Annotated in this window: 19 protein-coding genes; 16 read left to right on the top strand and 3 right to left on the bottom strand. The window is 60.7% G+C overall.

Features of this window, described 5'->3' with window-relative positions; all coding sequences use genetic code 11:
* Positions 1 to 30: 30 nt before the first annotated feature.
* Together GSVR_RS19190 and GSVR_RS19185 are read left to right on the top strand one after the other, a co-directional pair.
* On the top strand, positions 31 to 1728 hold the full coding sequence (locus GSVR_RS19190) for a methyl-accepting chemotaxis protein (RefSeq protein ID WP_173195414.1): 1698 nt from the start codon (positions 31 to 33) through the stop codon (positions 1726 to 1728).
* On the top strand, positions 1721 to 2725 hold the full coding sequence (locus GSVR_RS19185; protein WP_173195413.1) for a DUF3187 family protein: 1005 nt from the start codon (positions 1721 to 1723) through the stop codon (positions 2723 to 2725). The genes GSVR_RS19190 and GSVR_RS19185 overlap by 8 nt, the downstream gene beginning before the upstream one ends.
* A 296-nt stretch (positions 2726 to 3021) precedes the next feature.
* Here GSVR_RS19185 and GSVR_RS19180 read toward each other — a convergent pair whose 3' ends face one another.
* The 3 genes from GSVR_RS19180 to GSVR_RS19170 form a co-directional block, all read right to left on the bottom strand.
* Positions 3022 to 3549 (bottom strand): 3-isopropylmalate dehydratase small subunit 2, encoded by a 528-nt coding sequence (locus tag GSVR_RS19180; protein ID WP_173195412.1) that lies wholly within the window; start codon positions 3547 to 3549, stop codon positions 3022 to 3024.
* A 139-nt stretch (positions 3550 to 3688) separates the two neighbouring features.
* Complete coding sequence (locus GSVR_RS19175; protein WP_173195411.1) at positions 3689 to 4972, bottom strand: 3-isopropylmalate dehydratase large subunit; 1284 nt, start codon at positions 4970 to 4972, stop codon at positions 3689 to 3691.
* Positions 4973 to 5083: 111 nt separating this feature from the next.
* Positions 5084 to 5974, bottom strand: coding sequence for a LysR family transcriptional regulator (locus GSVR_RS19170; RefSeq protein WP_173195410.1), 891 nt, complete (start codon positions 5972 to 5974; stop codon positions 5084 to 5086).
* Between the two features lie 187 nt (positions 5975 to 6161).
* On the opposite strand from GSVR_RS19170, the gene larB reads away from it, so the two are divergent.
* The 14 genes from larB (at position 6162) to GSVR_RS19100 (ending at position 22513) form a co-directional block, all read left to right on the top strand.
* Complete coding sequence (larB, locus tag GSVR_RS19165) at positions 6162 to 6911, top strand: nickel pincer cofactor biosynthesis protein LarB (protein WP_173195409.1); 750 nt, start codon at positions 6162 to 6164, stop codon at positions 6909 to 6911.
* A gap of 169 nt (positions 6912 to 7080) precedes the next feature.
* On the top strand, positions 7081 to 8283 hold the full coding sequence (larC, locus tag GSVR_RS19160; protein ID WP_173195408.1) for a nickel pincer cofactor biosynthesis protein LarC: 1203 nt from the start codon (positions 7081 to 7083) through the stop codon (positions 8281 to 8283).
* A 63-nt stretch (positions 8284 to 8346) separates the two neighbouring features.
* Complete coding sequence (locus tag GSVR_RS19155) at positions 8347 to 9600, top strand: CinA family nicotinamide mononucleotide deamidase-related protein (protein WP_173195407.1); 1254 nt, start codon at positions 8347 to 8349, stop codon at positions 9598 to 9600.
* A gap of 103 nt (positions 9601 to 9703) precedes the next feature.
* Complete coding sequence (gene recA / locus GSVR_RS19150; RefSeq protein WP_173195406.1) at positions 9704 to 10726, top strand: recombinase RecA; 1023 nt, start codon at positions 9704 to 9706, stop codon at positions 10724 to 10726.
* A 13-nt stretch (positions 10727 to 10739) separates the two neighbouring features.
* Positions 10740 to 11894 carry a type IV pilus twitching motility protein PilT gene (locus GSVR_RS19145; RefSeq protein ID WP_173195405.1) on the top strand — a complete coding sequence of 385 codons (1155 nt, stop codon included), beginning with the start codon at positions 10740 to 10742 and terminating at the stop codon, positions 11892 to 11894.
* On the top strand, positions 11875 to 12354 hold the full coding sequence (locus GSVR_RS19140; protein WP_173195404.1) for a regulatory protein RecX: 480 nt from the start codon (positions 11875 to 11877) through the stop codon (positions 12352 to 12354). The genes GSVR_RS19145 and GSVR_RS19140 overlap by 20 nt, the downstream gene beginning before the upstream one ends.
* 55 nt (positions 12355 to 12409) lie before the next feature.
* Positions 12410 to 15046, top strand: a complete 2637-nt coding sequence (alaS, locus tag GSVR_RS19135) for an alanine--tRNA ligase (RefSeq protein WP_173195403.1) — start codon at positions 12410 to 12412, stop codon at positions 15044 to 15046.
* A complete protein-coding gene (locus GSVR_RS19130; protein ID WP_239077388.1) occupies positions 15033 to 16145 on the top strand; it encodes a hybrid sensor histidine kinase/response regulator in 1113 nt (370 codons plus the stop codon). Before alaS ends, GSVR_RS19130 begins: the two co-directional genes overlap by 14 nt.
* A gap of 83 nt (positions 16146 to 16228) precedes the next feature.
* The gene (gene argB / locus GSVR_RS19125; RefSeq protein WP_173195402.1) at positions 16229 to 17107 is read left to right on the top strand and encodes an acetylglutamate kinase; all 879 of its coding nucleotides are present in this window, start codon (positions 16229 to 16231) and stop codon (positions 17105 to 17107) included.
* An 87-nt stretch (positions 17108 to 17194) separates the two neighbouring features.
* Positions 17195 to 18391, top strand: coding sequence for an acetylornithine transaminase (locus tag GSVR_RS19120; RefSeq protein ID WP_173195401.1), 1197 nt, complete (start codon positions 17195 to 17197; stop codon positions 18389 to 18391).
* An 8-nt stretch (positions 18392 to 18399) separates the two neighbouring features.
* Complete coding sequence (gene argF, locus GSVR_RS19115; protein WP_173195400.1) at positions 18400 to 19311, top strand: ornithine carbamoyltransferase; 912 nt, start codon at positions 18400 to 18402, stop codon at positions 19309 to 19311.
* Positions 19312 to 19586: 275 nt separating this feature from the next.
* Positions 19587 to 20816 (top strand): argininosuccinate synthase, encoded by a 1230-nt coding sequence (locus GSVR_RS19110; protein WP_173195399.1) that lies wholly within the window; start codon positions 19587 to 19589, stop codon positions 20814 to 20816.
* A 64-nt stretch (positions 20817 to 20880) separates the two neighbouring features.
* On the top strand, positions 20881 to 21327 hold the full coding sequence (locus tag GSVR_RS19105) for an NUDIX domain-containing protein (protein WP_173195398.1): 447 nt from the start codon (positions 20881 to 20883) through the stop codon (positions 21325 to 21327).
* Positions 21328 to 21334: 7 nt separating this feature from the next.
* A complete protein-coding gene (locus GSVR_RS19100) occupies positions 21335 to 22513 on the top strand; it encodes a hypothetical protein (RefSeq protein ID WP_173195397.1) in 1179 nt (392 codons plus the stop codon).
* The last annotated feature ends 20 nt before the right edge of the window (positions 22514 to 22533 follow it).

Below are 22533 nucleotides of genomic sequence, written 5' to 3'. Positions count from 1 at the left end.
CAGAGACTATTTCATGCACAGGGGCGATCAATGTCCGATATTCAACATGCAGACATGAGAGCCATCCGGAACCGGATGGCGCTTTTTTCGCTGGTTGCCGCAGTGCTGGCCGGCGCTATTCTCGTTGCTGCCGGCAATGGCCCTGCAGCCGTGATCGGAGTGGCCTCCACGGCGCTGTTCTGCTGGCTTGTCTGCTCGTTTTACATGACCAGGGCCATTGCCGGCATTCGTGCCGACCAGGCCCAGGTGGTTGCCAGTCTCCGAATGACCGAAGACTTATCCTCCCTCCAGGCCGAGCGGGACGATCTCAGGGCGATTTATGCCTTTGACCGGATTATCATCGAGGTGGTGGAGAGCAGGCGCAAGGAGCGCCAGCACCTGCTGGAGCAGATCATCGCTGCGGAAGACCAGCTCAAGCTGATCATCCACAACCTGATCACCAGCGACGACCAGGAGGTCGCGCACGTGCGGGATGCGGTGACTGCCATGGAAAGCATGAACAGGGCCTTTGCCAGGGTCATCACCGAGATAGACGAGCTGTCGGGCCGCACCGAGGACCGTGCAGCCATTTCGGCCGAGATGAGTGCCAATACCGATGCCATCGCCGCCAGCATCAACCAGTATTCTTCCTTTGTGCTGGATACCTCGAGCTCGATCGAGGAAATGGCCCGGGCCACCAAGGAAACTGCCGACAATATCCGAGGCCTGGCTACCTCAACGGAACAGACCGTATCGGCCATCAACCAGATCAGCGCCTCCCAGTCCGCGGTGCGCGAAAATGCCGAGCGGGGCGCCACTGCTTCGGGCAACGTGCGGGATCATGCCCAGCAGGGGCTGCGGAGCATGGCTGCCACCATGAAGGCCATGCAGGAGATCGTGAAGGCCAGCGATGAGTCCTTCGAGTCCATCAACCGGCTTTCGCGGCACTCGGCCCGGGTGGGGGAATTCCTGAACGTCATTCAGGAGGTGGTCGAGCAGACCAACCTGCTGTCGCTGAATGCCTCCATAATCGCCGCCCAGGCCGGAGATCGCGGCAGGGCCTTTGCCGTGGTGGCTGAAGAGGTGCGTTCACTGGCTCATCGTACATCGGCCTCGACCAAGGAAATCGAGGACCTGGTCCGCAATATCCAGAAGGAAACCGCTGCCGTGCAGAGGTCGGTCTCCCAGGGCAAGGACAAGGTCAAGGAGGGGGTCAAGATCTCCGCCATTGCCAACGAAGCGCTGGTGACGATCGAAAACAGTGCCGAAGAGGCGTCGCAGATGGTTGTTCATATTGCCACCGAAACCACCGAGCAGGCGGTCGGGATCCAGCGCATAACCCAGGAAGCCGAACTCAATCTGGAGCGGGTGCGGCAGATTACACTGGCCACCGAGCACCAGCAGGAGGGCACAGCCCTGATGGTGAAGAACCTGGAGCACATGCGCGATCTGGCCCACCGTATCAATGCCTCGGCCCAGGATCAGGCCAAAGGCAACCGCCTCTATCTGAAAAGCGTCATGGAGGACAATCAGCGCACGCGCGAACTCAAGGAGGAGGCGACGCGCCAGATTGCCATCGTCGGTCAGGCGGTCGAGGCGGTACGCAAGGTCAACGAACTGATCGCTTCCAATGCTGCGGACAGCAGGAAAATCCTGCAGGAGGTCAAGTTCCTGACCAGTTTGATCGATCACTACCGGACCGGCACCGTGGTTGAACCGCAGGAGTTCGAGGAGCTCAATTATGAATAAGGTCTGCGGTCTGCTGGCGGCCCTTGTGTGTTGGGCAGCCCCCTGTCTGGCCGAGGATATGGCGATCACCCCCTTTCGAACCGTCAATCAGAGTCCTGTGGTGCAGATCTTCGGCCTGCCGTCCGAATCGTCGGCAACCATAACCCTGGCCGGCCGGACCACCGTCAGCCTCACCCAGGATGTTGCCAGCGATTTTGCGGTCAACTCCAACGCTCGTGAGCGGATCACTCTGGATGGGGAATCCTATCGATGGACGCTGGCGGTGCGTCACGGTATTGCCGAGCGCTTCGAAGTGGGGGCCGAGATCCCCTACGTTCTGTATGGCGGCGGCTTCCTGGATGGCTTCATTGTCGACTGGCACAATGCTTTCGGCCTCCCCCAGGGAGGGCGGGACACGGCACCCAGGAATAAGCTCAAATACAGCTATACCAAGGACGGGGTGCAGAAACTCCTGATGGATCGGTCCGGCTCCGGCATTGGGGATATCTCGCTGACTGGCGGCTATCAGCTGTACCATGCGGACGATGTCCAATCGCGGGATGACCTGGCGCTGCGAGGGGGCATCAAGCTTCCTTCCGGCAACAGCGGCTCCCTGCGGGGCAGCGGCAGCACCGATTTTAACGTGGCCCTGTGCGGCAGCATGAATAACTTCACGGAATGGGGCAGCCTGGGGGTATTCGGATCAGTGGGGGGGATGGTCATGACCAGAGGAGATGTGCTGCCTGACCAGCAAAACAGCCTGGTCGCCTTCGGCACAGCCGGCCTCGGCTGGGGTCCGACGGAGTGGATATCCTTCAAATTCCAGCTCAACGCCCATACGCCGATGTATCACGGCAGCGACCTCAGGGAGCTTTCCACCAGCTCACTGATGCTCGTGAGTGGCGGCGCGCTGAAACTGCCCGGCAATTACCTGCTGGACATCGGCGTCTCCGAGGATGTGGCCGTGGCCACTGCCCCGGATGTTGCCTTTCATCTCGGGCTGAGCAAACAGTTCTAGGCAGGTTGCTAAAAAACAGCCATCTCGCCGCCGTCCTCGAAAGCCCTCTTGTGACTTCGGCCTGCGGCCTCACCCTTAGGGCGCCTCCGCGGTCCAATTTCACACGTGAAATTGTGCGGAGTAGCGCTGTTTACACCCTTGGGTACCACGCCTCCGCAAGGCTTTCTGCGGGGGCGACGATCTGACTATTTTTGAGCAACCTGAGTTTCACCGGGAAGCTGACTGCTGAACGAAACACCAAAAGGGGCAACCATGTGTATGGTTGCCCCTTTTGGTGTTTGTGTTCCGGTTGTATGTCAGTACTTCTGGTCGGCGTAGTCCACCCAGCCGCCGGCCAGTACCAGCGCCTTGTCGAAGGGAGAGATGTGAAAATTGAAGCTCTTCTGTTTGCCGCCGCCGCTCATGGTGAGCACGCCCGTTTCGATATCGATGCTCATGGCGGCATCGTCGTCACCGGCATGGGAGAAGATCAGGTCCAGATCCTCCTTGGGCAGTTCAATGGCAGCCATGCCGCAATTGAACATGTTCTGGCGGAAAATGCGGGCAAAGGACTCGGCGATCACGGCGGTGATGCCGTTGACCTCGAACACCCAGGGGGCATGCTCGCGGGACGAACCGCATCCGAAATTGGCCCGGGTGACGATCACCCGGGCGTTTTTCGTCTTCGGCCCCTTGGCCTCGAAGCCTGGCAGCTTCAGGTCTTCCAGGATATAAGGCTTGAGATCTTCCTTGGTGATCTCGGTCAGGTACTTGGCCGGAATGATCTCGTCGGTATTGATGTCGCTGCGGTCCAGGAAGAGGACCGGTCCTCCGAAGGTTTTCATATGGCAACTCCTTGAAATATTGAAGTTTAGAAGCTGAAAACCTGCCACAGAGACACAGAGGAAAGGTGAGATAGATGAAATTAACGGCTCTTCTCTGTGAAACCTCTGTGTCTCCGTGTCTCTGTGGCAGATGTTGGTCTTAGAGGTACTTGCGCGGATCGGCGATCTTGCCCTCAATGGCGCTGGCTGCCGCCGTGGCCGGCGACATCAGGTGTACCATACCCCCCTTGCCCATCCGCCCCATGAAGTTACGGTTGGTGGTCGAGGCGCAGACCTCTCCCTCGGCCAGCACGCCGTTGCTCATGCCGAGACAGGCGCCGCAGGTCGGATTGGTCACGCAGAAGCCGGCTTCCATGAAGATATCGATCAGCCCCTCGCGGGTGGCTTCCTGCTGAATTTTCGGAGTGGCGGGAGAAAGGATGCCGCGCACGGTGGGAGCCAGCTTGCGCCCCTTCAGGATCTGGGCGGCGATGCGCAGGTCCTCCAAGCGGCCGTTGGTGCAGGAGCCAAGGTAGATCTGGTCCACCGGCGTGTCGGGCAGTTCGCTGACGAATTTCACCTGATCAGGCTTATAGCCGAAGGTGGAAACCGGCTGGAGCGCGGTGACGTCGATCTCGATCACCTGCTCGTATTCCGCGTCAACATCGGCCCGCCATTGCGAGTACTCCGCCAGGGCCGCTTCCTTGGAGGCGAATTCACCCTGGATGAAGGGCCAGAGGTATTCGACCGTGGTCATGTCCGGCTGGCAGATGCCCGATGTGCCCCCTGCCTCAATGGCCATGTTGCACAGCGTCATGCGGGATTCCATGCTCATGGCTTCGATGGTCGAACCATGGAATTCCATGACACGGTCGGTGGCGCCGTTGACGCCGATCTTACCGATGATGTGCAGGATCACGTCTTTGGCGTAGACCCCGGCCGGCAGCTGGCCGTTGACGTTGAATCTGATCGTCTTGGGCTGGCGAAAAGCGCAGACCCCCTTGAGGATGCCGACTTCGAGGTCGGTGGTGCCGATGCCGGCTGCAAAGGCGCCGAAAGCGCCGTGGGTACAGGTGTGGGAGTCGCCCATGATGACCGTGTAGCCGGGGCGGATGAAGCCTTTCTCGGGAAACAGGGCATGGCAGACACCGTTGGCGCCGACATCGAAGAAATCCTTGATGCCGTGGCGCCGGGCCCAGTCGCGCAGGATCTTGGCCTGGGTGGCGGTCTTGGTATCCTTGCTGGGAGTGACGTGATCGATCACCGCCTTGATCTTGCTGGCATCGAAGACCCTGTCCTTGTTGCGCCGGATCAAGTCGTCGATGGCGATCGGGGTAGTGATCTCGTGACAGAGGACGGCGTCCAGTTTCAGCACCTTGGTGCCGGGGAACGGCTCGTCTACCAGGTGCGCCTCAAAAATCTTTTCCGCGGTGGTTTTGCCCATGTTGTATACCTCGCTCAGTAACGATATTGATCTTCGTATACACCATTCACGGCACCAACAAAAGCAGTATGTGGTGAGGTTGCCATCGCGAATGGAGATGGCAAGAAACTGCTATGCCCCTGGTTTTCTGAGATGATCCACCAGCAGCCGGGCCGCGGCATGCAGAGCACCGTAGGAGCGGACGCAGATCTGCAGTTCCCGGTGGGCCCAGGGCTCGTCCAGCATGACCGGACGGATGCGGAGCCCCTTGAAGTAGGCCTTGGCGGCTCCCTTGGGAACGATGCCGATGCCGAGCCCCGCTTCCACCATCAGACAGAGGGCATCGAAGCTGTTCACCTGAATGCGCAGCTTCAGGGTCCTGCCCAGGTCCTGGGCCGTGCGCAGTATCTGATTGTGCAGCATGCTGCCCACCGGCAGGCCCACAAAGTCGAAATCAAGGGTTTCCTGGAAGGAAACCGTCTTTTTTCGCGCCAGGGGATGCCCCTTGGGGGTGATGACGATCAACTGGTCGGTGTGGTAGGGGAAATACTCCAGGTCCGGACGGAACGTACCCATGGTGATGATCCCCACGTCCGACGCCCCTTCGGCCACGGCATTCATGATGGACTCGCTGATGGTGCCTTCCAGGTGTACGTGGATCTGGGGGTGTTGGTCCACGAACGCCCTGATCTCGGTCGGCAGGAACTGGTTGATGGCGGAAATATTGGCGGAGAGCCGCACATGGCCCCGCACGCCGCTGGAATATTCGCTGATCTGCACGTAAAGATTGTTCATGTCGTGCAGAATGCCGCGCGCCAATTGCAGCAGGGTAATGCCGGCGTCGGTCGGCGCCACCCCCTTGTTGGTGCGTCGCAGGAGCTGGGTCCCGAAGCTGTCCTCCAGCTCGCTGATGCGCTTGCTGACCGCCGACGCGGCGATATGCTCCCGCTCGGCCGCTCCTGCGATGGTCCCTTCCTCGACAATCGTGACGAACAGCTTGAGTGACAAAGGGTCGATAATCATTGATGGCCTCACGCTCTGCATGCGTCATGTCCTCTCATCTCAAGCCTACTACACGAACCTCCGCTATCCGGCAACAGTTATTTGATGCCTGTCTCACTATCTCCGATTGCCTTGGATCTCGAAATTTCGAGTGGCAAGGGTGCAGGGGCTGGTGTATAAAACAGTGATACCCATGCGAGGAGACGCCATGACGCCCGACCATCTCACGGAACTGCTGAACTCAGTCAGAAACGGCACCATCGCGGTGGACGATGCCCTGGAACACCTGCGCCATTTTCCTTTCCAGGACCTGGGGTGCGCCCAGGTGGACCATCACCGGGAGTTGCGCCAAGGCATGCCGGAGGTGATCTTCGGCGAAGGCAAGACCGTGGAACAGACCGAGCGCGTTATGTCCGCCATGGCAGCCAAGGGGAGCAACATCCTGGCCACGCGGCTGACCGGCGAAAAGGCCAGCCGGCTTCAGGAGGCCTTTCCGCTGGCCGTATTCCATGCCGATGCCCGCTGCCTGACCCTGGAGCAGCACCCGATCCAGCGCAACGGCCGCGGTACGGTCATGGTGGTTTCGGCCGGCACCTCCGATATCCCGGTGGCGGCTGAGGCACTGGTAACGGCTGCCTTTCTGGGCAACGAAACCACCCATGTCTACGACGTGGGTGTGGCGGGGATTCACCGTCTGCTGGCCCGGCGCGAGCTGCTCTGTTCGGCGGCGGTGATCATCGTGGTGGCAGGCATGGAGGGGGCATTGCCGTCGGTGGTCGGCGGGCTGGTCAACAGGCCGGTGATCGCGGTGCCGACCTCCATAGGGTACGGTGCGGCATTCGGCGGCATAGCCGCCCTTTTGGGCATGCTCAACTCCTGCGCCGCCGGAGTGACGGTAGTCAATATCGACAACGGCTTCGGCGCAGCCTGTGCGGCCAATCTGATCAACCGGGGATGATCCTCTCCCGGCAACTTTTCAGGACGGCTTCGCCAGGGGCCTGCAAGGCGAGGCCGGAGGCGTGACGGCTTGGCAGGCAACGGCAGGCGGTCGTTGCGGTAAAGCCTTTCCTCTCTGTGCTCTTGGTTCCTGCTAGAGTTCAAATCAACACATACGAAAGCTGACCCCGATGAATATCCTCTATCTCGACTGCTACGCCGGCATCTCCGGCGACATGACCGTGGGAGCGCTCCTGGACCTGGGGGTGCCGCTGGCATATCTGGAAGCCGAGCTGGCGAAGCTGGGGTTGCCGGCCGGTTCCTACATCCTCTCCGCCAGCCGTACCGAGCGCCGTCATATCCCTGCGCTCAAGTTCGACGTAGGAGTGCACGACCACCACACCCACCGGCACTACGGCGGCATCGACGCCATGATCGCCGCAAGTACCCTCTCCGCCTCCGCAAAGGAGCGAGCCCGCACCATCTTCCGCCGTCTGGCCGAGGCCGAGGCCACGGTACACGGCGTGCCCATCGAGAAGGTCCATTTCCACGAGGTAGGGGCAATCGATTCCATTGTGGATGTTGTCGGGACCGCCATCTGTCTCGATTACCTCAGGGTGGATCAGGTATATGCCTCGGCGCTGCCCTTGGGGGGCGGATTCGTGGAAACCGCCCACGGCCGCCTGCCGGTCCCGGCTCCGGCCACGGCGGAGCTGCTGCAGGGGCTGGCGGTGCATGGCGACCTGACGAGCGGCGAACGGGTCACGCCCACCGGTGCAGCCATTGTGGCGGCCCTGGCCGTCGGCACCGGCAAACAGCCCCCCCTGCGGCTGGAGCGGATCGGTTGCGGGGCAGGGGGCAGGGATTTTGACGATTGCCCTAATATCCTACGGGCTTTTCTCGGCACCGCAGAGCATGGCCGGACCGGAGATGAGGTCGTAGTGGTTGAGACCAATATCGACGATGCCACACCGGAGGTGCTGGGATACGCCATGGAGCGGCTGCTGGAGGAAGGGGCGCTGGATGTGTTCTTCACCCCGATCCAGATGAAGAAAAACCGGCCTGCCACACTGCTCTCCTTCCTGTGCCGTCCCGAACAGCTCCAAGGACTGGCGCACCTGGCACTGGCCGAAACCTCGGCTATCGGCCTGCGGTACCACCATGCCGCACGCATAACCCTGCAGCGGAGCGTGGAAGAGCGGAAGACCCCCCTGGGTCCGGTGCGCTTCAAGCAGGTTTTCGAAGAGGGGCGCCTGCTGCGCTGTGCCCCGGAGTACGAGGACTGCCGCCGCGTCGCCCGGGAGCGGGGTATCCCCCTGCAGGAGGTGATGCGGATTGTGACCATGTCCGTCAACGAAGTTCACTGCAACCTGAGCGGTAACGATGGGGATTGAGCGTATGCATTGCGGAGTTTTGCGGCTCAAACGGAGCAACGGGCACGGGGAGGCAAGACGCTCATGCGCATAGCGACGCTGAGTATCGGCGACGAATTGATCAGCGGCGAGGTGGTGGACACCAATGCCGGCCGTATTGCAACGCTGCTGCTGGAGCAGGGATTGCGCGTCCGGCGCCATGTGACGGTGGGGGACGACGAAGCGGCCATCATCGACGCCCTGAACGATCTGGCGCCGAAGTGTGATGCCCTGATCGTGACCGGCGGACTGGGGCCGACTGTCGATGACGTGACCGCCCTGGCCGCTGCCCATGCCACCGGCCGAGAGCTGCTGGTCAACGAGGAAGCCGGGAAACATGTCCGTGCCTTTCTGGCCGCCCGGGGACGCTTTGCCGGTGAGCCCCCCTCAGACAAGCAGGCCATGATTCCCGCCCACTCTTCTCTCATTCCGAATCCTAACGGCACTGCCTGCGGTTTCCGGCTCAGTCACCACGGCTGCCTGGTATTCTTCCTCCCCGGTGTGCCTGCGGAGATGGATGCCATGGTGCGGGAGACGGTGCTTCCCGTGCTCGTGGAGCAGGTGGAGGAAAGAAGATACGTCCTCTGCTCGTTCCTGAACGTCTTCGGGCTATCCGAACCGGAGACCGACACCCTGCTGCACGGCGTCACCGACCTGTGCCCCGGGCTGCAGATGAGCGTTTGCGTCACCTTTCCATGGGTCAGGGTCACCCTCAGGGCCGAGGCGGAGACGGAAGGCGCGGCCCGGGCCTGCCTGGCGGAAGGGACCGCCCTGGTCGGCCAGCGGCTGGGAGAGTATGTATTTTCAGAAGGGGAGGTCTCTCTGGACGAGGCGGTTGCAGCCCTGTTCCGGCAGCAGGGGCTCACCCTGGCCCTGGCCGAATCCTGTACCGGTGGCCTGATCGCCAAGAGAATCACCGACGTGGGCGGGAGTTCGGCCTATTTTCTGGAGGGGGTAGTGACCTACAGCAATGCCGCCAAGGAACGGCTGCTGGGGGTGCCGTCAGCGCTCCTGATGGAAAAGGGTGCCGTCAGCGCCGAGGTCGCCGCTGCCATGGCGAGCGGCGTGCGCAGCGCGGCTAACAGCGATCTGGGGCTGGCGGTGACTGGCATTGCCGGCCCGGAGGGGGGTACGCCGGACAAGCCGGTAGGCACGGTCTACATTTCCCTGGCCGGTCCGGGTGGCTGCCGGACCGAACGTTTCCTTTTCGGCGGCGGCCGCGGCGAGATCCGCACCCTCACGGCCTGGACCGCCCTGGACTGGCTGTGGCGGCATCTGGGGGATAAGGCGAAGCCTTGACCGGAAGGCGTTTTCAAGCATAAAACCTTGCGGGAAAACCGGAAGATATGTTACTTTGAATCCCTTTTTATTCCTACATCACACCTTCAGGAGAGCAGATATCATGTCGGAGAAAAACACCTCGCCAGAAAGAAACAAGGCCATTGACCTTGCCCTGAGCCAGATCGAGAAACAGTTCGGCAAGGGCGCCATCATGCGGCTGGGCAACGATGAGGTGCTGCCCGGCGTGGAGGCGGTTTCCACCGGTTCGATTTCCCTCGATATGGCGCTGGGGGTGGGGGGAGTGCCCCGCGGCAGGATCGTGGAGATATACGGGCCGGAATCCTCCGGTAAGACTACGCTGGCGCTGCACGTCGTGGCCGAGGCCCAGAAGCTGGGGGGCATTGCGGCATTCGTCGACGCCGAGCATGCCCTGGATATCGGCTATGCCCGCAAGCTGGGGGTAAAGACCGACGATCTGCTGGTGTCGCAGCCCGATACCGGCGAACAGGCCCTGGAGATCGCCGAGACGCTGGTGCGCAGCGGCGCCATTGACGTGCTGGTGGTGGACTCCGTGGCGGCCCTGGTGCCCAAGGCCGAAATCGAAGGTGAGATGGGTGACTCGCACATGGGTCTGCAGGCCCGGCTCATGTCCCAGGCGCTGCGCAAGCTGACCGGGATCATCTCCAAGTCCAACTGCTGCGTGATCTTCATCAACCAGATCCGCATGAAGATCGGCGTCATGTTCGGCAACCCGGAAACCACCACGGGGGGTAACGCGCTCAAATTCTACGCCTCGGTCCGCATGGACATCCGCAAGATCGCCACGCTCAAGCAGGGGGATGCCGTGATCGGCTCCCGCACCCGCGTCAAGGTGGTCAAGAACAAGGTGGCTCCCCCCTTCCGCGAAGTGGAGTTCGACATTCTCTATGGCGAGGGCATCTCCCGTACCGGAGACGTGCTCGATCTGGCGGTGGAAAAGGGCATCATCGAGAAGAGCGGGGCCTGGTATTCCTACGGCAAGGAGCGTATCGGCCAGGGGCGTGAGAATTCCCGTACCTGGCTGTCCGAGCACCCGGATACCCTGGGCGAAATCGAAGGCAGGCTGATGGATCTGCTCAAAACATCCGTGGCAGGCAGGGCTTAATCGGAGTCGTCAGATGGAGCTGAAGGAAATTTTGGCCATAGCGGTCAAGGCAAAGGGTTCCGACATCCATATCAAGACCGGATTGCCTCCCATCGTCCGTATCGATGGCAGGCTGCACCCGATCCCCAATGCACAGCGCCTGTCGCCCGACATCGTCGGCACTATGGCGCATTCCATCATGAACGACCGCCAGCGGCGGATCTTCGAAGAAAATTCAGAGGTCGATCTGGCCTATGCCGTGCCGGGGCTGGGGCGATTCCGTGCCAGCGTCTACCGTCAGCGCGGAACCATTGCGATGGTTTTCCGCGCCATATCCATTGCGATACCATCGCTGGAGGGGCTCAACCTTCCACCGATCATCAAGAAAATGTGCCAGGAGGAGCGGGGCCTGATCCTGGTGACCGGCACCACCGGGTCGGGCAAGTCCAGTACGCTGGCGGCGATGATCGACCAGATCAACAACACCCGTACCTGCAACATCATTACCATCGAGGACCCGGTCGAGTTTCTGCACCGCGACAACAAGAGCATCATCAGCCAGCGCGAGGTCGGGTCCGATACCCCTACCTTTGCCGGCGCCCTGAAAGGGGCCCTGCGTCAGGACCCGGACGTGATCCTGGTAGGGGAAATGCGCGATTTCGAAACTATAGAAACCGCCATGACCGCCGCCGAAACAGGACATCTGGTCATGTCCACGCTGCATACCATGGATGCCGCCGAGACCATCAACCGCATCATCAGCGTGTTTCCCCCCTATCACCAGCGCCAGGTCCGGATTCAGCTGGCCGGGGTCATCAAGGGGGTCATTTCGCAGCGCCTGGTTCCCCGGGCGGACGGCAAGGGGCGCGTACCGGCAGTTGAGGTCATGCTGGGCACTGCCCGTATCCGCGAGTGCATCGACGACAAGGACAAGACCAAGCAGATCAACGATGCCATTGCTCAGGGCTCGATCACGTACGGGATGCAGACCTTCGACCAATCCCTGATGAAGCTGTTCAGTTCCAAGCTGATCACCTACGAGGAGGCCCTGCGCCAGAGTTCCAATCCGGACGATTTCGCCCTGAAGGTATCCGGTATCTCGTCCACCTCCGATTCTTCCTGGGACGGTTTCGAGGAAAAGGAAGCGGAGCAGGCGGAGCCTGAAGCATTTGAGATCGAAAAGTATTGAAAACCCGTCCCCCGAGCGGGCCTGGCAGTACGCGCTGAGGCTTCTGGCAGCACGGGACTATACCAGGGCCAAACTGTACGAGAAATTGTTGGTCAGGGGCTTTCCGGAAGAAGATGCCGAGGCGGCGCTTCATCGCCTGGAGAACGAAAAGCTGATCAGCGACCACCGTTTTGCCGAGCGTTTCGCTGAGTCGGCAGTTTCTGCGGGGCGCTTCTTCGGTCCGCGTCTTAGGCTGGAAATGCGCCGGTGTGGCGTGCCGGCTGACATGATCGACGAAGTATCGGCGCGTATCGCCGGGGAACATGACGAGTCGGACGAAGTGCGGTGCACACTGGAAAAACGGTTTCCCTCCTTTTCCAACGCCTCGGCCGATGACCGGGAAAAGCGTAGGGTAGTAGGGTTCCTGCAGCGGCGCGGATTCGGAATTGCGACAATACTGCGGGTCTTGAAAGAGCGATAGTGCCGAGGCTGGGAAACAAGCTGCCGGTTTCGCTACTATAATCATGAGGATACCAATGACAGGAAAAGATATTCGCGCACGTTTTCTCAAATTTTTTGCCGACCGGGGGCATACGATTGTGTCCAGCTCGGGGATCATTCCCAAGAACGATCCGACCCTGATGTTTGCGAATGCCGGCATGAACCAGTTCAAGGATTGCTTTCTCGGCCTGGAGAAACGGGACTACACCCGCGCCTGCAGCTCCCAGAAGTGCGTACGGGCTGGTGGCAAGCATAACGACCTGGAGAACGTGGGGCGCACTGCTCGCCATCATACCTTTTTCGAAATGCTCGGCAACTTCTCCTTTGGCGATTATTTCAAAAAGGAAGCCATCGCCTATGCCTGGGAATTCCTGACCAAGGATATGGGGCTGGACAAAAACCGCCTGTACGTGTCGGTGTACACGGACGACGACGAGGCCGCCGACATCTGGCACCTGCAGGAAGGGGTGCCGCGCGAGCGCATCTTCCGCTTCGGCGAGAAGGACAACTTCTGGTCCATGGGCGACACCGGCCCCTGCGGCCCCTGCTCCGAAATCTTCTACGACCAGGGACCCGAGGCTGGTTGCAACAGCCCGGACTGTACCGTGGGGTGCGACTGCGACCGCTACATGGAGATCTGGAACAACGTGTTCATGCAGTTCGACCGCTCCCCGGACGGCGTACTGACCCCGCTGCCCAAGCCCTCGGTTGATACCGGCATGGGTCTGGAGCGCATTTCGGCGGTCATGCAGGGGGTCCTCTCCAATTACGATACGGACCTGCTGCAGGGCATCATCCGCCATGTGGAACGGCTCTCCGGCAAGCGTTACGGAGCCGTCGACAAGGACGATGTCTCCATGCGGGTCATCGCCGACCATGCCCGTGCCGCGACCTTCCTGATCTGCGACGGGGCCTTGCCCAGCAATGAAGGGCGCGGTTATGTCCTGCGCCGCATCATGCGCCGCGCGGCCCGCCACGCCAAGATGCTCGGCTTTGCCGAGCCGATGCTCTATCACACCGTGGATGCGGTGCGCGACATGATGGCCGAAGCCTATCCCGAACTGCTGGAGCGTGAGGCATACATCAAGAAGGTGATCCTGGCCGAGGAACAGCGCTTTGCCGAAACGCTCGACCGGGGGCTGGCGATCCTCAATGACGAAGTGGCGCGCCTGCGTGCGGCCGGGGAACGCCAGATTCCCGGTGATGTGCTTTTCAGGCTCTACGACACCTTCGGATTTCCGACCGACCTGACCGCCGATATCGTGGAGAGCGAAGGCTTCAGCATCGACGAGGCCGGATTCGAGAGCTGCATGGAACGGCAGCGCGAACAGGCGCGCGAGCATTGGAAAGGGTCGGGGGAGGAAGGCATCGCCCAGATCTACAAGGAACTCCACAATCGCGGCCTGCGGACAGCTTTCACGGGCTACGAGGAGATGTCGACCTATGCCGCTGTCGTGGCGATCGTGCGGGAGAGTGCGGAGGTCGAAAGTGCCCAGGCTGGCGACAGTGTCGAGGTGGTGACCGAAGCAACCCCCTTTTACGGCGAATCCGGCGGACAGAAAGGGGACTGCGGCACCATCTCCACCGGAAACGCGCACCTGGAGGTGCTTTCCACCAGCCGTCCCTATCCCGATCTGATCGTGCATCACGCCCTGGTCAAGGAAGGGACGCTCAGAAAGGGGGACGCCGCCGATCTGAAGGTTGCGCGCCCGGAACGGAATGCCACCGCCAGGAACCATACCGCCACCCATCTGCTGCAGACCGCCTTGCGCAAGGTGCTGGGAGACCACGTCAAACAGGCGGGCTCCCTGGTCTCCAGCGACCGCCTGCGCTTCGACTTTACCCATTTCTCCGCCATGAGCCCGGAAGAGCTCCGCCGGGTGGAGGACCTGGTCAACACCTATGTCATGGAAAACGACCCGGTAAGCGTGTCAGAGATGGGGATCAACGAGGCAATGGAGGCGGGAGCCACGGCACTGTTCGACGAAAAATACGGGGATTCGGTGCGTGTCGTCCGGGTGGGAGATGTCAGCATGGAGCTGTGCGGCGGTACCCACGTGCGCGCCGCCGGCGACATCGGTCTGTTCAAGATCGTATCCGAAGCTGGTATCGCCGCCGGGGTGCGGCGCATCGAGGCGCTGACCGGCACGGGAGCTCTGGCATCCATCAGGCAGATGGAGGATGAGCAGCGGGCCATGGCTTCTCTGCTCAAGGCCGAGGGTGGCAATCCCCTGGATCGCCTGGAAAAGGTGCTGAACCGTCAGAAGGAACTGCAGCGCGAAATCGAATCCTTGCAGGGCAAGCTCAACGCGGCCGCTTCCGGAGATCTGCTGGCACAGGCCAGCGAGGTCAACGGCATCAAACTGCTGGCTGTCAAGGTGCAGGTCGAGGATGTCAAGGCCCTGCGTGATCTTTCGGACACGCTCAAGGACAGGATCGGCGAAGGGGTGATCGTGCTCGGCGCAGCCATTGGCGGCAAGGCCAACCTGCTGGTGGCGGTTACCAAAGAGCTCAGTGCACGGGTCAAGGCCGGCGACGTGATCAAAGCTCTGGCACCGGTGGTGGGGGGCAGCGGCGGCGGAAAACCGGAACTGGCGCAAGCCGGGGGATCGCAGCCCGAACACCTGGAAACGGCACTGGCCAAGGCGGCAGAGGTACTTGCGGTTGGCTAGCGCCGGACCGGGGGCATCGGCCGTCAACGCGGCGGTCCTGGTTGTCGATGATGAAAAGATCATTCGTGATTTTTGCACACGCGCGCTGGGAGAATACCGCGTAGCGCAGGCCGGGAACTGTCACGAAGCGCTCAAGGCGTACGAAAAGGAGCGCCACGACCTGGTTCTTGCGGATGTCATGATGCCGGGCGAGGATGGCATTGACCTGCTCCGGCGGATCAAGGAGATCGATCCGACTGCCGCAGTCATCATCATGACCGGTTTTACCCATAAGGAGGTCCTGCTGAAAGCCCTCAGGGAGGGGGCCGACGACTTCATCAGCAAGCCGCTGAACCTGTTGCAGCTCAGGACTGCTGTGGCAAAGGCCCTTGGCCGGAAATACCTCAAGGAGGAACTGGCCAACCTCAAACAGCTCGACCGGCTCAAAAGCCATTTCCTCTCGCTCATCTCTCACAAGCTGCGTACGCCGATCACCGCTATTTCGCTGTTTCTCCAGAACATCCAGCGCAGCGCACGGGAAAACAGTGACGAGTGGCTTTGCCGGAATGTTACCCTTGCCCATGAGGAAACGGTCTATCTGGATCGCATGGTGAACGACCTGCTGATCTTCAGCCAGGTGATGGAAGGGGGCAGAGGGCTGGACCTCGAGGCCTGCGATCTGAACCTGCTCATATCCGAAGTCTTGCAATGTTCGCGGGAGGCACAGGGCAAGCCGGGGGTGGAAACGGAATTCAACGAGTCGCCGCTGCCGGACATGCAGCTTGATCGTACCAAAATCGTCTTTGCGCTTCAGCAGATCGTTGAGAACGCCTACAAGTTCTCGTACGACACCGGTCGGGTGGTCATCAGTGCTGCCGAGAACGATGGCTCGATCACGATCACGGTGAGCGATTCAGGAATCGGTATCCCGCGGGAGGCGTCCGAGAAGGTGTTCGAGAAGTTCTACCAGGTGGATCCGGACTGTACCGGACAGGTGCGCGGTTTCGGCCTGGGACTGTTCTACGCGCGGGAATTCGTCCGTCAGCATGATGGCACGCTCACCATCGCCAGCGAGCCGGGGCGCGGAACGACCGTCACCATGATGCTGCCGGCACGCTGAATCCGTTACACCCCGGTTTACAGGGTGCCGAGCTGCCACCTTTCACGGCTGGCATTTTTATTTTCAAATCGAGGGAACCCGGTATGAAACACCTGATCGACAAAGCCAATACGCTGATGGAAGCACTGCCGTACATCCGCCGTTTTTCGGGAAAGACCTTTGTGATCAAGTACGGCGGCCATGCCATGGCGGACGAGCGACTCAAGGAATCTTTCGCGCTGGACGTGATCATGCTCAGGTCGCTGGGCATCAATGCCGTCATCGTCCACGGCGGCGGTCCGCAGATCAACGAAACCCTCAAGCGCTACGGCATCGTTTCCCAATTTGTGAAGGGTATGCGGGTAACCGACGCGGAAACCATGTCGGTGGTGGAGATGGTGCTGGTGGGGCAGGTCAACAAGGAGGTCGTGGGCTATCTCAACCAGCATGGCGGCCGGGCTGTCGGGTTGTCGGGCAAGGATGGCACGCTGCTGTTGTCCAAAAAACTGCTCCAGGATGTGCCGGGTGAGGATGGCCGGGTGGAGCAGGTGGACATCGGCTACGTGGGGGACGTGGTCAAGGTGAATACCGATCTGATCAGAACCCTCGAGCAGGGCAGCTATCTGCCGGTGATCGCTCCGGTAGGTGTCGGGCCGGAAGGGGAGAGCTACAACATCAACGCCGACCTGGTGGCCGGCCGGGTGGCGGCGGCGTTGGATGCCGAGAAACTGATCCTGCTGACAGACATCGAAGGGGTCAAGGACAAGTCCGGGGCGCTCCTGTCTACCATTGCCGTGGCTGACATGCACCGCTTGATCCAGGAGGAGGCCATCACCGGCGGTATGATTCCCAAGGTGGTCTGCTGCGCGGATGCCATCCGCGACGGGGTCAAGAAGGCCCATATCATCGACGGCCGGGTAGAGCACGCGGTGCTGTTGGAGATATTTACCGACATCGGCATAGGCACTGAAATAGTACAGTAGCGGAGCGAATTCTCCCAATCTCGGCGTTGGCCTGCGAGCCTCCTTGACCCGGGAAAATACACGTTCCAATCGAGTTTGGAGATACCTATGAATTCTCAGCAGTGGATCGAAAAGTCGGACAAGTACATCATGAAAACCTATGGCCGCTATCCGATCGTGCCGGTCAGAGGGGCGGGCTGCCGCCTGTGGGACGCGGACGGCAGGGAATACCTCGATTTCCTGGGAGGGGTGGCGGTCAACAACCTGGGACACTGCCATCCCCGGGTGGTTGCGGCCCTGCAGCACCAGGCGGCCGAGCTGATCCACTGCTCCAATTACTATCAGGTTCCCCAGCAGATCGAGCTGGCCGAGCTGTTGTGCAGCCACTCCTTTGCCGACAGGGCCTTTTTCTGCAACAGCGGGGCCGAGGCAAACGAGGCGGCCATCAAACTGGCGCGCAAGTACAGCCGGGACAAGTTCGGCCCCCAGCGTTACGAGATCATTACCGCGGCCGAGTCGTTCCACGGCCGCACCATGGCCACCGTATCCGCCACCGGCCAGGAAAAGGTGCAGCGCTTTTTCGACCCGCTGCTGCATGGCTTCACCCACGTGCCCTTCAACGATGCGGCTGCCCTGGCAGCGGCTGTCACTCCCAATACCTGCGCGATCATGCTGGAGCCGATCCAGGGGGAGGGGGGGGTCAACATCCCTTCAACCGGCTATTTCCAGGAGGTGCGGCGTATCTGCGACCAGCACGGCCTGCTGTTGATCTTCGACGAAGTGCAGGTCGGCATGGGACGCACCGGCACGCTGTTCGCCTACGAACATTTCGGCGTGGTGCCCGACATCATGACCCTGGCAAAGGCCCTGGCCGGCGGCGCCCCGATCGGCACCATGCTGGCCCGTGAGGAATTCGCATCCGCCTTCACCCCCGGCACCCACGGTTCCACCTTCGGCGGCAACCCGTTGGTCTGTGCGGCAGCCATCGCCACAATACGGACCATCCTGGAGGAGGGCATCCTCAACCGGACGGAGGAGATCGGCGAGTATCTTCTGGGAGAGCTGGAAACACTGGGGAAAAAATATCCTTTCGTAACCGAGGTGCGCGGCATCGGCCTGATGATCGGCATGAGCCTGAACATTCCCGGCGCGGAGATCGTCAAGAAGGGCCATGAGCGGGGCTTGCTGCTCAATGTGACCCACGACACGGTGCTGCGTTTCGTGCCCCCTCTGGTGGTGACCAAGCAGGAAATTGATACGATGATCGCAACCCTGGACGGCATCTTTGCCGAAGTGGTAGCGTAGGAGGAGAGATGGCGCGACATTTTCTGGCATTGCGGGATTATACCAAGACCGAGCTGGACGGACTGCTGAGCCTGGCGCGGGAGCTGAAGGAAAAACAGCGGCAGGGCGTTGGGCATCATCTGCTCAAGGGCAAGACCCTGGCGATGATCTTCGAGAAATCCTCAACCCGCACCCGCATCTCCTTCGAGGTGGGGATCTTTCAGCTGGGGGGGCATGGACTGTTCATCTCCAACAAGGATTCCCAGATGGGGCGGGGCGAGCCGATCAAGGATACTGCCCGCGTAATGGCGCGCTACTGTGACGGCGTCATGATCCGCACCTTTGGCCAGGAAATTGTCGACGAGTTCGCCCGCTACTGTTCGGTGCCGGTCATAAATGGTCTGACCGACCTGTACCACCCCTGTCAGATCATGGCCGACCTGCAGACCGTCATCGAGCACAAGGGGGGCTATGACGGACTGAAGTTCGCCTGGGTGGGAGACGGCAACAACATGGCCAACACCTGGATCGAGGCGGCCGCGATTTTCGGTTTCGACCTGGCCCTGGCCTGTCCCGCGGGATACGAGCCGGATGCGGGGGTGATGTCGTGGGCACAGTTGCAGGCCCCCGGCCGGATCACCCTGACCAAGGATCCGCAGGTGGCGGTCAGGGACGCCGATGTGCTCAACACCGATGTCTGGGCCAGCATGGGGCAGGAATCGGAACAGAAACAGCGCGAACAGGCCTTTGCCGGGTATTGCCTGGATGACGCCCTGATCTCGCTGGCCAAACCAGATTGCATCGTGTTGCACTGTCTGCCGGCCCACCGCGGGGAGGAGATCAGCGACAGCGTGATCGAGGGAAAACACTCGGTGGTCTGGGACGAGGCCGAAAACCGGCTGCATATACAAAAGGCCATCATGGCCACCATGATGAAATAGAAGCGCCGCTTTTCCGCCATCCCGGCGTTGCTCTACGGGTTCCCTCGGGCATCCCGGCCTGGCGAAAAGTGTCGTTTCTTGGTATAGCAGACTGTTGAAAACTCAGGTTGTTCAAAAATTGTCAGATCGTCGCATCCGCAGAAAGCCCTGCGGAGGCGTAGTACCCAAGGGCATAAACAGCGCTACGCCGCACAAAGTGAGTTTCGAGGACGGCGGCGAGATGGCTGTTTTTCAACAACCTAATAGTCATACCAATTTGTTAAAGGAGAATATCCATGGCACCAGGCAAGAAGCAGGAAATCAAAAAGATCGTGCTGGCCTACTCCGGCGGGTTGGACACCTCGATCATCCTCAAATGGCTGAAGAACGAGTACGGCTGCAAGGTGGTCGCCTTTTCGGCCGACCTGGGGCAGGGGGACGAACTGGCGCCGATTCGTGAGAAGGCTCTGGCCACCGGGGCGGACAAGGTCTACATCGATGATCTGCGCGAGGAATTCGTCCGTGACTTCGTATTTCCTATGTTCCGCGCCAACGCCATCTACGAGGGGCACTACCTGCTGGGTACCTCCATCGCACGGCCGCTGATCGCCAAGCGGCAGATGGAGATCGCCGCCAGGGAGAAATGCGATGCCGTTTCCCACGGCGCCACCGGCAAGGGCAACGACCAGGTACGCTTCGAGCTGGCCTACTATCATTTCGATCCCGCCATCAAGGTGGTGGCCCCCTGGCGTGAGTGGGACCTGAACAGCCGCCAGGCGCTGATCGAGTACGCCAAGAAGAACGGCATTCCTATCCCGGTCACCAAGAAGCGCCCTTGGTCCTCGGACCGCAACCTGTTGCACATCTCCTTCGAAGGGGGCATTCTGGAGGACACCTGGGCCGAAGCACCTGAAGAGATGTACGTGCTGACCAAGTCCCCTGAGAAGGCACCCAACAAGCCGCAGTACGTGGAGATCGAGTTCAAAAACGGCAATGCAGTGGCCGTGGACGGCGTTGCCATGAGCCCGGCCCAACTGCTGGCCCACCTGAACGAACTGGGGGGGCTGCATGGCGTCGGTCGGGTCGACCTGCTGGAGAACCGCTCGGTCGGGATGAAGTCCCGCGGGGTGTACGAGACCCCGGGCGGCACGATCCTGCGCGAAGCCCACTCGGCCGTGGAGCAGATCACCATGGACCGCGAGGTGATGCGTATCCGCGACAGCCTGATCCCCGAGTACGCCAAGCAGGTCTATGCCGGCTACTGGTTCTCCCCGGAGCGCCAGATGCTGCAGACCCTGATCGACGAGTCGCAGAAGTGCGTCAACGGCGTGGCCCGCGTCAAGCTGTACAAGGGGCTCTGCCGAACTGTCGGCCGCAAGTCCGAAACCGATTCCCTCTTCAATCTGGACTTCGCCACTTTCGAGAAGGATCAGGTCTACAACCAGGCTGATGCCGAGGGATTCATCAAAATCAATTCGCTGCGGCTGCGGATCAGGTCACTGATGCAGTCCGCCCGGAAGAAGTAGCCTGTGCCGTCTGCCACGGAGATCGCCATGATCTTCCGTGGCAGACATCATGAAGTTGCCCTGCATGACCAATAAACGTTTTAAGAAAGAACATATCGTCACCTCGGTGGTGGCGGTGATCGTGGACGACGATCAGCGGGTGCTGCTGACCCGCCGCTGTGTGCCCCCTTTCAACGATCAGTGGGTCATGCCGGGGGGGAAGATCGATCTGGGCGAGTCGATCCGGGAGGCCTTGAAGCGGGAGGTACACGAAGAGGTGGGGCTGGAGATCGAGATCCAAGGTCTGATCGATGTCTTCGAACACCTTACGCCGGGGGATGAAAACTGCCATTTCGTGATCCTGTATTACCGCTGCCGGCCGGTCTATTGCGATATCGTGCGCAACGAGCTGGAAGTGGCCGAGGCGGCATGGGTCCCCAACGCTGAGCTTTCCGGCTATGCCATGGCAACCGGTGCACGCTACATACTGGCCCAACTCTTTCCGGCGCTTTGTTCCTGTGATACGCGGTGAAACGGCCATGCCAGAGATCATCGACAAAAGGGTAAACCTGGAATTCGCTCTGGGGCACCATCTGCACTGTATGGTAGCCCAGATCCCCAACCGCCTCAGGCGGGCGGCGGCGGGCTTCGGTCTGGTCGACCCGGATGAGAAGTGGCGCATGGTCCGGTCGGTACTGGAATTGGTTGCCGCCGGCGAGGGAAATCTGAAGAAACTGCAGTTCCTGATCTTTCCGGAATCGTGCTTGCCCGCCTCCCGGTTCGATGACCTGCTGGCGGTGATCGAGCGACGTTTCCGCCCCAACACTATTACCGTTTTCGGCATTGAGCACATCCGTCTGCGGCAGTACCGTGACCTGCTGGAACGCTTCCGGTCCGATAATCCCGAAGCGATCGGTCTGGTGGACCGGGATATTGATTCGGGTGATGTGCTGGACATGCCGGTCAACTGGTGTTGCATCGCCATCAAGGAGGCCGACGGCCGGCTGCGGGTCTTCCTGGAAGCCAAGAGCCATCCCTTCCACGGCGAGGAGTACATCGACGCCTTCCACGACCTTTACCGGGGCAGGCACTTCTACCTTTTCCGCAGCAGGCCGTCCTGCTTCAACTTCATGGCCATCATCTGCCTCGATTATCTGTACCGCGACCTGTACAGCTCCAATATCCGGCAGATCGTCGATCATGCCAATCGCCTGTTCTTCTCGACCCGCCAGGGACTGGACGCCCTGTTCGTGATCCAGTGCAACCCGAAGCCGGAGCATCCGGCCTACCGGGACGTGATCAGCGGCTTCTACGGGGAATACCTGGAAGACACGCCGGGTGTGCGGGAAACGGTAACGGTTTTCGGCAATGCATCCGATGAGACCAGGATCGATGACCATCCCGAAGGAGATGGTTTCGGCAATTCTTCGGTGGTGATCAACCGACATCACCGACTGGCCCGGGTCCTGTTCTCGGAATTTTCCACCGACGATTTCGGAGGGGCGCCGGTCTGCCGGCTACGGTTCGGACAGAGTACGCGCCTGCTCTATTTCAATCTGCCGCTGCACCATGAGATCGATCCGCGGACCACGCGGGTTCCCTTGAAGGTGCACGCCATCATGAGCAGTGACGGGACAGGGGGCTGGCGGAAAGTCCCGATTGAAGAACAGGCTTTTGCCGGGTATGAAATCGCGCAGACAGCCGATGCAGTGCAATAACATCGCAGTATTCAAATTTT

It is taken from the genome of Geobacter sp. SVR (genome assembly GCF_016865365.1).
Classification (GTDB): Bacteria; Desulfobacterota; Desulfuromonadia; order Geobacterales; family Pseudopelobacteraceae; genus Pelotalea.
This window is presented reverse-complemented; position numbering and strand designations above follow the sequence as displayed.